14 protein-coding genes and 1 riboswitch are annotated in these 16,093 nt (G+C 61.3%); of the genes, 8 read left to right on the top strand and 6 right to left on the bottom strand.

Going from position 1 to position 16,093, the window contains the following annotated elements; genetic code table 11:
• The 4 genes from NQU17_11905 to NQU17_11890 form a co-directional block, all read right to left on the bottom strand.
• Nucleotides 1-1,023, bottom strand: coding sequence for an iron ABC transporter permease (locus NQU17_11905; GenBank protein UUM11348.1), 1,023 nt, complete (start codon nt 1,021-1,023; stop codon nt 1-3).
• 42 nt (nt 1,024-1,065) lie between these two features.
• A complete protein-coding gene (locus NQU17_11900) occupies nt 1,066-2,310 on the bottom strand; it encodes an ABC transporter substrate-binding protein (GenBank protein ID UUM11347.1) in 1,245 nt (414 codons plus the stop codon).
• Nucleotides 2,310-3,191, bottom strand: a complete 882-nt coding sequence (locus NQU17_11895) for a hypothetical protein (GenBank protein ID UUM11346.1) — start codon at nt 3,189-3,191, stop codon at nt 2,310-2,312. Before NQU17_11895 ends, NQU17_11900 begins: the two co-directional genes overlap by 1 nt.
• Nucleotides 3,192-3,382: 191 nt before the next feature.
• Nucleotides 3,383-4,276 carry a sirohydrochlorin cobaltochelatase gene (locus NQU17_11890; GenBank protein UUM11345.1) on the bottom strand — a complete coding sequence of 298 codons (894 nt, stop codon included), beginning with the start codon at nt 4,274-4,276 and terminating at the stop codon, nt 3,383-3,385.
• 359 nt (nt 4,277-4,635) lie between these two features.
• Nucleotides 4,636-4,850: riboswitch (cobalamin riboswitch) on the bottom strand.
• A 210-nt stretch (nt 4,851-5,060) separates the two neighbouring features.
• Between NQU17_11890 and cbiD the strand changes: the two genes are divergently transcribed.
• From cbiD to NQU17_11850, 8 genes are read left to right on the top strand one after another with little or no spacing between them, the layout of a single operon-like run.
• A complete protein-coding gene (cbiD, locus tag NQU17_11885; GenBank protein UUM11344.1) occupies nt 5,061-6,200 on the top strand; it encodes a cobalt-precorrin-5B (C(1))-methyltransferase CbiD in 1,140 nt (379 codons plus the stop codon).
• Nucleotides 6,197-6,952, top strand: coding sequence for a precorrin-4 C(11)-methyltransferase (gene cobM / locus NQU17_11880; protein UUM11343.1), 756 nt, complete (start codon nt 6,197-6,199; stop codon nt 6,950-6,952). Before cbiD ends, cobM begins: the two co-directional genes overlap by 4 nt.
• The gene (locus NQU17_11875; GenBank protein UUM11342.1) at nt 6,949-7,977 is read left to right on the top strand and encodes a cobalamin biosynthesis protein; all 1,029 of its coding nucleotides are present in this window, start codon (nt 6,949-6,951) and stop codon (nt 7,975-7,977) included. Before cobM ends, NQU17_11875 begins: the two co-directional genes overlap by 4 nt.
• Nucleotides 7,974-8,705, top strand: coding sequence for a precorrin-3B C(17)-methyltransferase (gene cobJ, locus NQU17_11870; GenBank protein ID UUM11341.1), 732 nt, complete (start codon nt 7,974-7,976; stop codon nt 8,703-8,705). Before NQU17_11875 ends, cobJ begins: the two co-directional genes overlap by 4 nt.
• A complete protein-coding gene (gene cobK, locus NQU17_11865) occupies nt 8,698-9,465 on the top strand; it encodes a precorrin-6A reductase (protein UUM11340.1) in 768 nt (255 codons plus the stop codon). Before cobJ ends, cobK begins: the two co-directional genes overlap by 8 nt.
• A complete protein-coding gene (cbiT, locus tag NQU17_11860; protein ID UUM11339.1) occupies nt 9,462-10,658 on the top strand; it encodes a precorrin-6Y C5,15-methyltransferase (decarboxylating) subunit CbiT in 1,197 nt (398 codons plus the stop codon). The genes cobK and cbiT overlap by 4 nt, the downstream gene beginning before the upstream one ends.
• A complete protein-coding gene (locus NQU17_11855) occupies nt 10,643-12,055 on the top strand; it encodes a cobyrinate a,c-diamide synthase (GenBank protein UUM11338.1) in 1,413 nt (470 codons plus the stop codon). Before cbiT ends, NQU17_11855 begins: the two co-directional genes overlap by 16 nt.
• Entirely contained in the window at nt 12,052-12,684 is a 633-nt protein-coding gene (locus NQU17_11850; protein ID UUM11337.1) for a precorrin-8X methylmutase, read from the top strand. The genes NQU17_11855 and NQU17_11850 overlap by 4 nt, the downstream gene beginning before the upstream one ends.
• 166 nt (nt 12,685-12,850) lie before the next feature.
• Here the strand turns inward: NQU17_11850 and pckA are convergent, their stop codons facing one another.
• Together pckA and NQU17_11840 are read right to left on the bottom strand one after the other, a co-directional pair.
• Complete coding sequence (pckA, locus tag NQU17_11845; GenBank protein ID UUM11336.1) at nt 12,851-14,401, bottom strand: phosphoenolpyruvate carboxykinase (ATP); 1,551 nt, start codon at nt 14,399-14,401, stop codon at nt 12,851-12,853.
• A gap of 209 nt (nt 14,402-14,610) precedes the next feature.
• Entirely contained in the window at nt 14,611-15,873 is a 1,263-nt protein-coding gene (locus NQU17_11840) for a hypothetical protein (protein UUM11335.1), read from the bottom strand.
• Nucleotides 15,874-16,093 lie beyond the last annotated feature (220 nt).

Here is a 16,093-nt window from a genome sequence, read left to right as displayed (position 1 = left end):
TCAGTCACGTCCTTTCTTTCCCAGCAGTATGCTGATCACGATGGGGGCACCAATCACTGCGGTCACCGAGCTGATGCTAAGTTCCAGGGGAGCAAAGGCGGTTCGGGCGATCAGGTCGCAGCCCAGACAGAATGCGGCGCCGCTTAAAAAGCAGGCGGGGATGACAACCAGCGGCCGGGCTGTGCCCAAAAGGCCCCGGGTCAGATGCGGCACGGCCACGCCGACAAAGGACACCGGGCCGGCAAAGGCGATGACGCAGGCGCACAGGACGCTGGATAAAAGCACCAGCAGACGGCGGAAGCGGGGGATGTTGACGCCCATGTTCCTGGCGTAGCTTTCTCCCAGCTGACAGGCGCCGATGGGTTTGGACAGCAGGAACACACAGACAGCAGCCGGCAGGACCACGAACGTCATGGCGGCTACATCCGGCCAGGCGATGCCGGAGAAGCTGCCCCGGGACCAGTTGTGCAGGTTCACGATGGCGGCGTCATCGGCGAAGGTAATCACGAAGTCCGTCAGGGCGGAACAGATGTAGCCGATCATGACGCCGCTGACAATCAGCCGGCTGGAGCGTTGAACCTTTCGGGCCGCCAGCAGGATAAAGCCCATGGTGCCCAGGGCACCGGCAAACGCCGCGCTGATCAGAGCGGCCGAGCCCAGGGGAATGCCCCGGCTCAGCGCGGCAATCAGGGTGACCGACACCGCCAGCTTGGAACCAGAGGAAATGCCCAGGACGTAGGGACCGGCGATGGGGTTGTTGAAATAGGTTTGAAGCAAAAAACCCGACAGCGCCAGAGCGCCGCCGAGAAGAACCGCCGCCAGAGTCCGGGGCAGTCGGATTTTCCAGATGATATCCTGCTGGGTGGGCGTCCCGCCCTGACCAAACAGAATGCGCCTGATGTCGGGGAGGCTGACCGGTATGCTCCCCAGGCTGATATTGAGTGCCACCAGGCCAAGAACCAGGCTCAGCAGGAATAGCAGAGCCAGGCCGAAGCGCCAGCGTCGTTTGTTGGATGGATCCATGCGGCAAGTCTCCTTTGCGGAATTCGTTCATCGTCCGGAACGTTATCTGAGGCGGGTAAAAAAGTGCAGCTGGTTCAAAGTGGGATCGGGATCCGTCAAGAGGCGGTTCAGATCCGAGACCATCAGCCCCAGCCGGGTTGTTTCCTGGTACAGGTTCTTTTCCGTACACCAGACATTTCCGGTTTGAACGGCCTTGAACTTGCTCAGCAAAGCGTTCCTGGCGGTCAGGTCTGCCAGGGAAGCGACTTCACCGGCCAGGGCACTGTTGTAGATCAGGACATCCGCATCCCTGGCCGCGGCATAGAAGGCTTCCATATCCAGATTGACGGTATTGCCGGCTTGTTCCGGGTCGCCCAGATGGCTGAAGGCATAGCTGCCTCCGGCCAGGTCGATCATCTTCGTGATGTAGTCCCCGGGTTTTCGCACCACCACCTGACCGGCGGAACTGATGTAGAAAAACGCCACCGATTTGCCGGTGCCGGACTGCACTGAGGCTTCCCGGAGCAGGGCGGCCTGCCGGTCAAAGCTTGCCGCAGCCTGCTCTTCCCGACCGGTGAGTACGCCGTAGAGCTTAATCCATTCGGTCCGGCCCAGCGGGTGTTTTTCATAGCTGGACTGGTCGATCAGAACCGGAACCTTCATCCCCAGCAGTTTTTCCTTCACCTCGGGCACATGATTGATCATGCTGGATTCAATCGCCAGATCGCACTGACTCGAAAGAATCAGCTCATAGTCGGGCGCACTGTATTTGCCGGCAAACACGATGCTCCCGTTTTCCATGGCCGTCCGGGCATTCTGGCTCTGCCAGTCCGCCGCCCGGGTGCCGGAGAGCCGGATCTGATCCAGGGCATGGAGTTCATCGAACTGAGCCATGACGGAGGTGGCCACCAGATAAACGCTGCGCAGCGGCCGCTGCAGCACGGTGATGTCCCCCCCGATTCCTTCAGGCGCCGTCCTGCCCGGCGGGACGACCAGAAACCGGCTTTTATCCGACAGCGTGACCAGAGCATAATCCTCCGGATAATAGTCCACGCTGAAATTCTTGGCATACTCCAGCTCCAGGGACCGCTCAACCCTCCAGCCAATTCCCAGTCCGCCGGCGGGCGGGGCAGCTGCCGGAACCGTACAGCCCGACAGGAGGATGGTGACTCCCAGAAGGGCAGTGACTCCCAGAAGAGCAGTGACTCCCAGAAGCGTGCTGACTTTGAGAAGAGCGGTGCTCAGGAAGGCGGGTACTCCCCGAAGCCCGCCGGGTCGACGGGATCGGATCCGATGGCATCCTGTCATCATTTCTTCAGGGAAGCCGAATCAAAGAACAAGGTGTACTCTACTTCCCGGGGTTTGCCCATGGCTGTGGTGTCGGCAATCACCGCCAGCTTCTCATCGAGCGTGACCGGAATTTCAAACGTGCTGTTGCCGGCGGTATTGACCGGCAGGTATTTTTTGCCGCCCACCAGCATGTAGTCGTAGTTCGGGCTGCTCCAGATGATGGTGGCGGTGGCCTGTTTGCCGCTGACGCTGAGTCGGGCCGGGGATTCCACGCTGGCGCGGCCGGAGCCGCCTTCCAGGGTGACGCCGATGGTGTACTGACCCTCTGCCGGAAGCTGACCCGTTGTCGGAAGCTGACCGGAAGCAGGCTGGTCCGCTGCGGAAGACCGCAGCGCGGTCTGAGGAAGGCTGGCCGACTCAAAAATCAGCACCCGGTCATACCAGGCCTGCTTCTTGATGCTGAAGGCGGCGCAGTCGATTTCCTGATCCAGGGCACTGACTGCCACGGTGTAGGTATATTTGCCGTTGACATCGGGAACAAACTTGCTGAACCGGTCCTCGGTCGCGGTCTGGGCATCCTGGCCGGTGCCGAGGAAGAGTTTTTCATAGCCGTCGCCGCTGAGGGTCAGCACGGCCGTCATGGCACCCTGGGCAACGGTGAGCTGAGCATCGATGACCCGGAACATGGAAGAGCTTGACGATACCTTGATGGGATAGGACCCATCCTGAAGTTGATTGCCGTATACCGGTACCAGGGCTTTGGGGGTGACCGGCACCTGCGCCTTGGTCACTGAGGGAACGGAAACCGGGGCGGCCGCTTTGGCCGGGCTGACCGAACAGCCGGTGAGCAGGCTGCCGGTCAGCAGCGCCGCAAGGATCCATTGTTGTACTTGTTTCATTTCGCATCTCTCCTGATTTTTTTGATGGACAACAGGCTGACTGCAGTCTGCTGCTGGCATGGTCTGGACAGCGCCAGACCTGGTTCGAACGATGGCTGGTTTGCCAGGGCCTGCATGGGAAGGCTTCGAGGGACAGGCTCTGAGTTTTCCGGGATAAGCACCGGTCAGCCGGAGCGGCTGATGGCTGATGGCTAATGGCTGATCGCTTCGCCGGCGTGGCGCACGATCAGATCCTGAATGCCTTTCATCTGGCCCATGCCCTTCAGGACCACCTCAACCGCAAAGCCGGCTTTCTCAAATTCTTTCTTCCAGGATCCGTCCTCTTCGCCAGCCATGTCATTGTTGGCGTGATCACCGGCAACGATCATGAGGGGCTGCAGCACCACTTTGGTCGCGCCGCAGGCCTTGACCTGAGCCAGCACGTCTGCCAGCGACGGCGTCGCTTCCACGGTGCCGATGAAGTACCGGCTGTGTCCGGTTTCGGCCAGCGTCTGCTGCAGCCGGGCGTAGGTGGCGTTGGACGGAGCTTCCGTGCCGTGACCCATGAAGACTACAGCGGTACCTGGAACGTCATAAGCCGCTGTTTCCCGGGTGATGACCGATGCGACCTCCTGATAGTCCGTGTCGCGGCTGAGCAGGTTGACGCCGATGCTCAGACGGTCGAACCTGCTTTCATAGGCTTTCACTTCGGCCACGATGTCATCATATTCGTAGCCGTTCATGACATGGGTGGGCTGAATCACGATCTCCCGGACCCCGTCCGCCACCAGGCGGTCCATGGCCTCTTTGACATTATCGATCTTCAGGTTGTCCCGCTGCTTCAGCTTGTCAATGATGATCTGACTGGTAAAGGCCCGGCGGACCTCATAGGCGGGATACGCAGCCTGCAGGGCCTGTTCGATGGCGCCGATGGTCAGGTCGCGGCTGTCGTTGTAGCTGGTGCCGAAACTGACGGCTAACAGCACCGGCTTTCGGGGCGCGTCGGTGGCGGCGGGGCTGACGGCCGCGGTCGGCCGGGCGGCGCAGCCCGTCGTCATTAGCAGGGCCAGGGCCAGGGCGGCCAGGGGTTTGAGCTGTTTGTACATGACTGATTTCCTCCTGAATTAAACAAATGGATTTATTGTCAGTGCCGGCAGAACGCTGCGCGTTGGCGGCATCGCAATCAAAAAGCGGGGGCCAGGGCAAAGCCTCACCCCCCAGCGGGGCCGGAAGGATCCGTGCCCCCAGGAATAAGGGATAATAGAGAAAAAGAGAAAAATCTGGCCCGAGGGAATCGGGCACGTTTGAACCATACCGGAAGCTGCCGGACGGGCAAAATAAAAAAACGCCCGCAAGCAGCTTGCAGACGTTTGTTAATGGTCGAAATCGGGACGTGACCAAAAAAAGGCCTCACCCATTCTCATCCATGACCCCGGTAGTCCGCAGGGCTGTATGCACCGCGCAGGAAGCGCGGCAGGAAACAGGCAAGTATTCTGGCTTATCGCCCGGATCCGCAGGGTGCGGACTCGGCCCTGACGCCTTCCCGGAACTTCTTCCAGTGACATCTGCCAGGGCTCTGGCGAATTACAGCAACGGCCTTGCGTGGGATTCGCACCCAACTTCCATGGCCTGATTCCGATATTCAAACGAACTCAGTATACCAACGGGACTTTGAAATTGTCAATCGGTTGACAAAGAATTGTTCTTAAGGCATACTGGTTTTCAGTTAGACTGGGAAAGCAGGGTGTAATTCCCTCACAAGGCCGTTACCGTGATAGTCGGGTTACCAGGATTCATATTCCTTTGCGGGCACCGAAGGATATGGTTTGAGCGGACTTTCGCGTCCGCGTGAATCAGCCCCCCGGCGCTTGGCGTCGGGGGGTTTTTTGCATGGAAATGAAACGAAACGTCAATGGAACGATGATGCGCCGCGGCTTCACCACCGGGACCTGCGCCGCGGCGGCGGCCAAGGCGGCGGCTGTTTTGCTGCTGCGCGGGCAAGCGCCGGCCACCGTGTCGGTCCGGACGCCCGGGGGGATCGACCTGGTACTGGACGTGCTCCAGCCGGAGCGGGGCGCGGATTCTGCCAGCTGCGCCATCCGTAAGGATGCCGGGGACGATCCCGACATCACGGACGGCGCTCTGATCATTGCCCGGATCCGCCGGATTCCCCGGGGGATTGAGCTGGACGGCGGGACTGGAATCGGCCGGGTCACCCGGCCCGGTCTGGATCAGCCCGTGGGGGCGGCGGCCATCAACCGCGTGCCCCGGGAGATGATTGCCCGCCACCTCCGGGAGGTGTCGGAGAACTGCGGCTACAGCGGCGGTCTGTCAGTCGTCCTGGAAATTCCCGGCGGAGACGAGCTGGCCCGCCGGACCTTCAACCCCCGCCTGGGCATCACCGGCGGTCTGTCGATCCTGGGAACCTCCGGCCTGGTGGAACCCATGAGCCATCAGGCCATGGCGGATACGATCCGCCTGCGGCTCCGGCAGCTGCGCGCCGGGGGTGCCCAAACCGTGCTGCTCACCCCCGGCAACTACGGCGAGACCTTCGCCCGGGAGGAGCTGGGATTGAGTATGACCTGCCACATCAACTGCGCCAATTTCATCGGCGATGCCATTGACGCGGCGGTGGAGCTCGGGTTCGAACGGATTCTGCTGGTGGGCCACATCGGCAAGCTCGTCAAGCTGGGAATCGGGGTGCCCAATACCCATTCCGCCTTTGGCGACGGCCGGATGGAAACGCTGCTGGCCTGCGCCCTGCGCGCCGGCGCCGGACTTCCCCTGCTGGCGGGAATCCTGGAGTGCGCCACCACCGATGCCGCCCTGGACCTGCTCTGGGCCGCCGGTCTGCTGGAGCCGGCATTGGTCGAACTGGGCCGGCGGATCGAGGATTTTCTGACCCGGCGCGTGCCTGCGGGCATTGCCCTGGGCTATCTGTGCTATACCAATGCGCCGGATTTTCCCGGCGTTCTGATAAAAAATGATCAGGCCAGTGACCTGATGAAACTGCTGGAGGAAAAACAATGATTCATTTTGTGGGAGCCGGCCCCGGAGCACCGGATTTAATCACGCTGCGCGGTGCGCAGCTGCTGCGTCAGGCCGACTGTATTGTCTACGCCGGATCCCTGGTGGATCCGCGGCATCTGGAGGGGGCCAAAGCCGGCTGTGAGATCCATAACAGCGCCGCCATGACCCTGGATGAAGTCATCGCGGTGCTGGAACGGGTGCACCGCAGCGGCGGACTGGTGGTTCGCCTGCATACCGGAGATCCCTCGATTTACGGCGCCATCCGCGAACAGATGGATCGGCTGTCGCAGGCGGGCATACCCTTTGACGTCTGTCCCGGAGTATCCAGCTTCTGCGGCGCCGCTGCCGCGCTGAAAGCTGAATATACCCTGCCCGGGGTCAGCCAGAGCGTGATCATCACGCGTCGGGTGGGACGGACTCCGGTGCCGGAACGGGAGAGAATTGCCAGTCTGGCCGCCCATGGCGCTGCCATGGTGGTCTTTCTCAGCGCCGGCATGACGAAGGCGCTGCAGCAGGAACTGCTCGAAGGCTATGACGCGGATTCTCCCGCGGCCATTGTCTATAAAGCCAGCTGGCCGCAGGAGAAAGTGCTGCGCTGCACGGTGGGTACCCTGGCGCAGACGGCGGCCGCCCATGAGGTGTCAAACCATGCCCTGATTCTGGTGGGGGGATTCCTGGGCGAGGACTATGAGCTGTCCAGACTGTATGATCCCGCCTTCACCACCGCCTTCCGCCAGGGAACCGAGGCATGACCGCTGCGGTGATTGGCTTCAGTCGGCAGGGAGCCGAGCTGGGGGAACGGGTGGCATCCAGCCTGGAAGTCATGGGATACCAGACCGAGGTGAGGCGCTGCGGCCGGGGGGAGCTGCCCGGGTGGACCCGGGCGAACTTTCATCGGGATGCCCTGATCTTCATCGGATCCTGCGGCATTGCCGTGCGGGCGGTGGCTCCGCTTCTGGCCGGAAAGACCCGGGATCCGGCGGTGCTGGTCATTGATGAGCAGGCCCGCCATGTCATCGCCCTGCTGTCCGGCCACATCGGCGGGGCCAACCGGCTGACCCGGGACCTTGCCCGGGCATTAGACGCCGTCCCGGTCATCACCACGGCCACGGATGTCCGGGGCGTGTTTGCGGTGGACGCCTGGGCGGTCGAACAGGGTCTTCGGATTGCCAGTCCGGAGGGCATCCGGGAGATTTCAGCCTGTCTGCTGGCCGGAGGTTCCGTCCGCCTGGAGACGCCGTTTCCGGTGACGGGACCTTTGCCCCCGGGATTTCTCATGACGGATGCTGGATCGCCTGCGGCGTTGCCCACAGTGCGCATTGACTGGCAAAGTCACGCCGAGGCGGCGGTTCTGGAGCTGGTGGCGCCGGTTGTCAGTCTGGGCATCGGCTGCCGCCGTGGGACGCCGGCGCCCCTAATTGAAGCGGCGGCAGCGCAGCTGCTGGAGCAAACCGGCTGTCACCCCCTGGCCATCGCCAGGGTCTGCAGCATCGATCTGAAAGCCGATGAGCCGGGACTGACGGAATTCTGCCGGACCAGACACCTGCCCTTGGTCACTTATTCCGCCCGGGAGCTCGAACGCGTCCCCGGCCGGTTTGGGGCCTCCGAGTTTGTCCGGCGCGTGACCGGGGTGGACAATGTCTGCGAGCGCAGCGCCGTTTGCGGCGCCGGAGCCGGTGCCCGGCTGCTCCAGCGGAAAACTTCGGGCAGCGGGGTGACGCTGGCTCTGGCCATCGCCCCCTGCACCCTTCGCTTTGAAAAAGGAGAACTGATATGAAAAAACTGTATGTTGCCGGGATTGGTCCGGGAGATGCCCGCAATATGACGGCGGCCTGCCGCGAGGCCATCGAAGATTGCGATGTCATGGTCGGCTATTCCAAATATGTGGAGCTGGTCGCACCGCTGTTTCCGCACAAACGAACCCTCGATACGCCCATGACCCGGGAGGTGGAACGCTGCCGGATGGCTCTGGAGCTGGCTTGCCGGGGTGAAACCGTGGCCATGATCTGCAGTGGCGATGCCGGGGTGTATGGCATGGCGGGCCTGATCTGTGAACTGGCGGCCGAGTATGAACCGGTGGAGATCGAGGTGGTGGCGGGGGTGACGGCAGCCCTGGCCGGGGCGGCGGTGCTGGGTGCCCCTCTGACTCATGACTTCGCGGTGATCAGCCTGTCGGATCTCTTGACGCCCTGGGAGGTGATTGAGCGACGGCTGGAGCACGCGGCTGCCGCCGACTTCTGTCTGGCGCTGTACAATCCCTCCAGCCGCTCCCGCCACGATTACCTGGAGAAAGCCTGCGCCATCCTCAGGCGTCACAAACCGGCGCAAACCGTCTGCGGCCTGGTCCGGAACATCGGGCGCGCCGGTCAGTCGGATGCGATTCTGACGTTGGAGGAGCTGAGCCAGACTTCGGTGGACATGTTCACCACGGTGTTCATCGGCAGCAGCCAGACCCGGATCATCGGCGGAAGAATGGTCACGCCCAGGGGGTACCGGCTTGACTGAAGTCATTCTGTTCGGCGGAACCACGGAGGGGCGGCTGCTGGCGGCGGCCTTGCGGGCGAAAGCCCTGCCGGCGCTGGTCTGCGTGGCGACGGAATACGGGGAGTCGCTGCTGGAAGAGGGGGGGAGCCTCTCGATCCGGCGGGGCCGGCTGGAAACCGGGGAAATGGCGGACCTCTTCCGGCAGCGGAAGCCCCGTCTGGTGATTGACGCCACCCATCCCTTTGCCGCGGTGGTCAGCGAGAATATCCGGGCGGCCTGCCGCGCGGCCGGAACTCAGTATTTGCGGGTACTGCGCGCGGACAGCTCTGAGGAAGAGGGTGACGGGGAACAGCTGGAGCGGTTTTCTGATCTGGAGGATCTGATCGCCTGGCTGAACGAACAGCCAGGGATCATTTTCTCGACGCTGGGGGCCAAGGAAGCGGAGCGGCTGTCCCGAATCAGGGGCAGTGCCGAGCGGGTCTGGCTGAGGATTCTGCCGGATCCGGCGGGGCTGGCTGCCTGTCAGGCCGCCGGGTTTTTGGCCCGCCGCATCATCTGCATGCAGGGACCTTTTTCCCGGGAGCTTAACATGGCGATGTTTGGCGCCGCCGGGGCGGACATTCTGATCACGAAGGAATCCGGCCGGACCGGGGGCTATCCGGAGAAAATCGCGGCGGCAAAAGCCTGCGGCCTGAAGATCGGAGTATGGAGCCGCCCCCGGGAGAGCCGGGGACTGGCGGCGGAGGAAATCATCCGGCGCATCGGGGAGGGAACACTATGAAGCAAGTAACCATTGTTGGGGTCGGACTGAGTGCCGGCACTCTGACCCGGGAGGGAGCCGAGGCTCTGGCCCGGGCGGATCTGATCCTGGGCGCTCCCCGGCTTATTGAGGCTCTGGCGGAGTTTGGAAAGCCTTCTGTCGCGGCGTATCAGCCGGAGGAGATTACCCGCTGTCTGGCCAGTCAGGGGAGCGGGCGGTACTGCATCGCTGTCTCCGGAGACACCGGTTTTTTCAGTGCCGCCCGGGGACTGAGCGAAGCGCTGGCTGACTGTGAGGTGAGCTGGCTTCCGGGGATTTCATCACTGAATGCCCTCTTTGCCCGGCTCCGGCGCCCCTGGCAGGAGGCTGCCCTGGTCAGCTGCCATGGCCGTGAGGCGAATCTGGTGGATACGGTTCGCCGCAGTCGCCTGACCTTTGCCCTGACCGGACAGAATCTGGCGGTCCTGGGAGAAGCGCTGACAGCGGCCGGTTTTGGCCGGCTGACCGCCACGCTGGGGGAAAACCTGGGACTGCCTGATGAGCGCCTGTCCACGGTGCGGCTGGCTGAACTGGCCGATATGACGCCCGGTTCGCTGGCGGTGCTTTTGGTGGAGAATCCCCGGGCGGATGACCGCATCCCTTGCGGACTGCCGGATGAGTCCTTTCTCCGGGGCAAAGTACCCATGACCAAGTCTGAGGTTCGGGCAGTGACGCTGAGCCGGCTGGCACTGGCGCCGGACAGCGTCTGCTGCGATATTGGCGCCGGTAGCGGCTCGGTGACCGTGGAAATGGCGCTGGCGTCCTATCGGGGCCGGGTCTTTGCCCTGGAGCGGTCGGAGGAGGCCCTCCGTCTGATCCGGGAAAACTGCCGGCGCTTCCACCTCGGGAATGTATCGGTCCTGCCGGGGGAGGCCGCCCAGTCGCTGGGCTCTCTGCCCCGTCTGGATGCCGCTTTCATCGGGGGCAGCGCGGGCCAGCTGACAGCCATTATTGATGCACTGATGGCCAACAATCCGCGGATCCGGATTGTCCTGAATGCCGTCACCCTGGAAACGGTCCAGGAAGCACTGGACTGTTTTCAGGCTCATGGACTGGAACCGGACATCGTCCAGCTGGCGGTGACGCGGACCCGGCTGGTGGGCCGGCGGCACATGCTGGAGGCCGCTACGCCGGTCTTTGTGATGGCAGGAGGCGGGACATGGATCGAATCCTGATTGCCGGAACCCATTCGGGCTGCGGCAAGACCACGGTAACCTGCGCCGTCTTGACGGCGCTGAAGCAGCGCGGGCTGAACCCATCGGCATTCAAGTGCGGCCCGGACTATATCGACCCCATGTTCCACCGTCGGGCCATCGGGGTGCCCTCCCGCAACCTGGATCCGTTCTTCTGTGACGAACAGGGGCTGAAAGGTCAGCTGGCCGGTCCTGGTCTGGCGATTATCGAAGGAGCCATGGGCTACTACGACGGGGTGGGCTGCGACGGGCGGTTCAGTGCCTATGAGGTAGCCCGGCTCACCCGAACTCCGGTGGTGCTGGTGCTTGATGTCAAGGGCATGTACGCCTCGATGGGGGCGGTGCTGCAGGGTTTTGCCCGATACCGGGAAGACAGCGGGATCAGCGGCGTCATCTTCAACAATGCCTCGCCGAAACTCAATGCGGGACTGTCCGCCATCGCCCGGCAGGTCGGGATCCGGCCGCTGGGCTATCTGCCGCGGGCGGTGAAGGCCACGGTGGCCAGCCGGCATCTGGGTCTGGTGAGTGCGGAGGAAATCGGGGAGCTGGAGGAGAAGCTCCAGACCCTGGGTGACCTGGCCGAACGCTGCATCGACCTGGATGGGCTGCTGGAACTGGCTGCGGGGTCGCCGGGCCTGACCGGTGAACCGGAGGCGATTCGCCCCCTGGGATCCATCCGGCTGGCAGTGGCGCGGGATGAGGCCTTTTCCTTTTTCTATGAAGAAAACCTGGAGCTTCTCAGGGCGTTGGGCTGTCAGCTGGAATTTTTCAGCCCCATGCGCGATCCGGCCTTGCCCCAGGGCGTGGCCGGTCTGTATCTGTGCGGGGGTTACCCCGAACTGCATCTGGAGGCTTTGAGCGGCAACCGGACCATGCTGGAATCAGTCCGCTGGGCGGTGCGGGGCGGTCTGCCCACTATCGCCGAATGTGGCGGATTCCTCTATCTGCATGACCAGCTGGACGGGATTCCTTTGGCCGGAGTGGTGCCGGCCCGGGCCCGCACCACCGACAGACTCAGCCGGTTTGGCTATGTGACTCTGCGGGCCGGGGTCGACAACCTCCTGTGCGGCGCGAAGGATACGATTCGATCCCACGAATTTCACTACTGCGAAAGCACTGCGCCGGGCGGGGACTTTACCGCAGAAAAGCCGCTGTCGGACCGGAGCTGGCCCTGCATTCACGCTACCCCCACTCTTTATGCCGGATTTCCCCACCTGTATTTCCCGGCGAATCCTGAGTTTGCCCGGCGGTTTGTCACCGGGTGCCTGGCCTACGACCGGACGATCCGGTCTGACCGGCAGAATCAGTCGGACCGAAAGAATCGGTCTGAACTCATCGGACCCCCGGAGACTATCAACCATAACGGAGGAAGATTATGACCCTGGAATTTGAAATACTCGACCCCCTGGATATCGAAAAGCGCAGCTTTGAACTGATCGAGCAGGAATTGCCTCATCCACTGGATGAACAGCTCGCTCCGATTATCAAGCGGGTCATCCATACTACGGCGGATTTCGAATACGCCGATACGCTGAGTTTTTCCGCCACCGCCCTGGAATCCGGTTTGGCCGCCCTGCGGGCCGGGGAGACCATCGTGACCGATACCAATATGGTGAAGGCGGGGATCAACCGGACGGCGCTGCAGCAGCTTGGCTGCGAGGCGGTCTGCTATATGGCCGATGAAGCCATCGCCCAGGAGGCGCTGGAGCAGGGAATGACCCGGGCCACCCTCTCCATGGACCGGGCTGCCCGGCTGCAGGGACATCCGATTCTGGCCATCGGCAACGCCCCCACCGCGCTGATCCGGCTGGCCGAACTGATCCGGGAGGGCCGGACTGCGCCGGCTCTGATCATCGGCGTCCCCGTGGGCTTTGTCAATGTCGTGCAGTCGAAGGAACTCATCATGCAGTCCGGCATTCCCTATATCGTGGCACGGGGCCGCAAGGGCGGCAGCAATGTCGCGGCGGCCATCGTAAACGCCCTGATGTACCGGATTACCAGAACCTGATTCCTGAACCAAATACCTGAACCAAATACCTGAACCAAATACCTGAACCAAATACCTTAACCAAATTAATGAAATGAATTGATGAAATGAATTGATTGATCAAAAACGGAGCAGGCACACCGCGCTGGTGTGCCTGCTCCGTTATAGGATGAAGGTTTCGGGTTGATTATTGTCTGGGTCCGGCATTGACGATGTCTTCGCCGACTCCGGGAAAGCGGCTGAAGTTCTTGACAAAGCCCTGAGCCAGTTCGCGGGCGGTCTTTTCGTAATCGGCCGCGTCCTGCCACTGGGTGCGGGGATTGAGGAGATCATCCGGCACGCCTTCGATATGGACCGGAACTTCCAGGTTGAAGATCTCATCGTGGCGGTAGTTGGCCTGCTTGAGTTCTCCGTTCACTGCGGCATTGACCATGCGGCGGGTCAGGGGCAGGGACATGCGCTTGCCGACGCCGTACTTGCCGCCGGTCCAGCCGGTGTTGATCAGGTAGACTTCAGTCTGATGGCGGTCAATCTTTTCACCCAGGAGCCGGGCATACTCTTCGATGGGACGGGCCATGAAGGGTTCGCCGAAGAGGGCGGAGAAGGTGGTCTGGGGCTCGGTGATGCCGCGCTCCGTGCCGGCCAGCTTTGAGGTATAGCCGCTCATGAAATGGTACATGGCTGCCTCGCGGGTCAGGCGGGAGATCGGGGGGATAACGCCGAAGGCATCGGCTGTCAGGAATACGATGGTATCGGGAACTCCGCCCATGCCGGACAGCTCCGCGTTGGAGATGTACTCGATGGGGTAGGTGCCGCGGGTGTTTTCCGTCAGGCTGTCATCGGAATAATCCGGAGAGCGATCGGCGTCGATCACGACGTTTTCCAGGACGGAGCCGAAGCGAAGCGCCTGATAGATTTCCTTTTCCTTTTCGGGATCCAGGTTGATGGTCTTGGCATAGCAGCCGCCTTCGAAGTTGAAGACGCCATGCTCGTTCCAGCCATGCTCGTCATCACCGATCAGCTTGCGGCTCTCGTCAGCCGAGAGGGTGGTCTTGCCGGTGCCGGACAGACCGAAGAACAGAGCGGTGCGGCCGTCTTCCGCCATGTTGGCGGAGCAGTGCATCGGCAGAATATGGCGCTCCGGCAGGAGGTAGTTCATGACGGAGAAAATGGATTTCTTGATTTCGCCCGAATACAGGGATCCGCCGATCAGAACGAGGCGTTCGGTGAAGTTGAGGATGATGAAGGCTTCGGAATGGACTCCGTCCTCGGCGCCTCTGGCTTTCAGAGACGGTACGGCGATGACGGTGAAATCGGCGTCGTAGCCGGTGCGGGCGGTGTCCTTGATGAAGATCTGGCTGGCAAACACAGCCTGAGCCGGATTTTCGCACAGGATGTTCAGCTTGAGGGAATGATCCGGATCGGCACCGGCCTTGGATTTCACCAGGTACATTTTGCGGTCGGCGATGTGAGCCATCACCTTCTGCTTGAGCTTCTCATAAACGGCCGGTTCCATGGGGACATTGACCTTGCCCCAGGCAACGGTGTCCCGGGTCATGTCATCGCGGACGATGTAGCGGTCCTTGGGGGACCGTCCGGTGTATTGGCCGGTCTTGATGACCAGACAGCCATTGTCAGCCAGTTTGCCGTTGCCATCGCAGACGGCCTTTTCAATCAGCTGGGTGACACTTAAGTTTTCAATCAGATTCTCTTGTTTAATTCCAAAGAGTTGTTCCAAAACAGAACCTCCTAATGTGCAGTAATACCTTCATTTAAATACAGCAAAAAACAAAAAGCAACCGACTGGATTTTATCAAATGCAATGAAAAAAGTCTGAGGGGGGATTCATTGAAGAAAGCTTAATATATTGTGAAATAAAAAATATTCTCGTGCATAATGCCGAGAATATTTCTAATAATGGAAATTGGTTCGTTTTCAATTAATGGTTTACTTGCTGTACTGAACTTTGCGCTTGCCGCCGGCCAGCAGCAGCATGGAGGGAATGGATGCGGCAATCAGGGAGAGACCGATCTTCAACCAGACATTGGCGACGTAGAACCGGCTGTTGTCGTAGTGCGCGGCCAGACCCTGCCCCAGGGCTTCCAGAAGGCCCACGTTGACCTGCTGCAGAACTTCCGCGGCGGAGATCAGGACGCTTCCCAGCAGCAGTGAAGCCAGGACCAGGAGGATGCCCAGACCGATGGGCATCTGGTTTCCGGCCATGACCCGGTAGATCCCAATGACCAGGAAGGGGATGGCAAATCCGACGGGCTGAGCCGGCACGCCCATGACATGGACACCGGCCATGAGCACGGCACCCAGGATTGCCCCCAGAATTGCGCCGATGAAACCAGCCGCGGAAAAGCTCCGGTCGATCAGGCCGGTTACGACCCCTTTGGGAAAGTCGCCGTGATTGGGGTTCTCCTCCGGCCTGACATAGGCCGCCCGGGAGCGGCTTTCCCGGGTCTTCTGGCTCGATGGGCGGACCGGCTGTGACACCGGTTTTGCGGCGGGAATGTCATAATAATGCTCTTCTTCTTCGTCCGTCAGATCATCCGGGTCGGTCAGGTCCGCCGCGTCCGTCAGGTCATCAGACTCCGTCAGATCAACAGCCTCTGTCAGATCTGCTTCGACTCTCCGGTCATTGGTCTTCGACCGGTATTCAGAATCTGCCAGACCTTCCGCAACCGGCTCAATGTCATCCGCCCCGATCATTTCTTCCATGGAGGTCATAACAGCTTCCGGCGGGAAAGTCGGCTCTGCCGGCCGGGTTCTTTTCGAATCCGGCACTGCTGAAGCTGACGGATCGTTCCCAGCACGGGCGGCCGGACGTCCGGTTTCAGCAGCCAGCCAGGGATTTTGGGGCTGAACCGCGGCTTCGATCCGCTGGATACCGGATTCCAGGCTCTGGGTCAGAAAGTCGAGGCGCGTGGCTTCCAGCCTGGGATCGGCGGTGGGTGCGGTCAGATCGACATAGACCCGGCGGCCGCGGATTTTGGCCTGGGTCAGCGCGTACCGCGACGCCAGCGATTCAATGTGGTCCAGCAGCTCATTTTTGGCCGGTTCGGGCCCGTCAAAGGAGGTTTCAATCCAGGTCCGTCCCTTCTCTTCATTGACTTCATAAAGTCGGGTTCCGACAAATTTGGAATAGATTCCGTTGGTGTCAAAAAAACCTTTTTCGGATAAAGCTTGTTTCAGCAGATGGTTCATGGCGCAACTCCCTCGCATAGTGTGTTCAGAGTCCTCGGACTCTGAGGCAGCCGGATCGACAGTGCCCGGCACGTTATTACGTGTCATCTTACCAGCCAAACATTAACCCCATTTTAAAGCAGCCCCCTGATAATAGAGTCGTTGAAAAAAACTGCCGGCTGCCAGCCTCTCCATGTCTTCACCGTTCCGGCAGCATAAGACATGGATCGCAAGGACCTGC

This window comes from Clostridiaceae bacterium HFYG-1003 (assembly GCA_024579835.1).
GTDB lineage: Bacteria > Bacillota > Clostridia > Clostridiales > Clostridiaceae > JG1575.
This window is presented reverse-complemented; position numbering and strand designations above follow the sequence as displayed.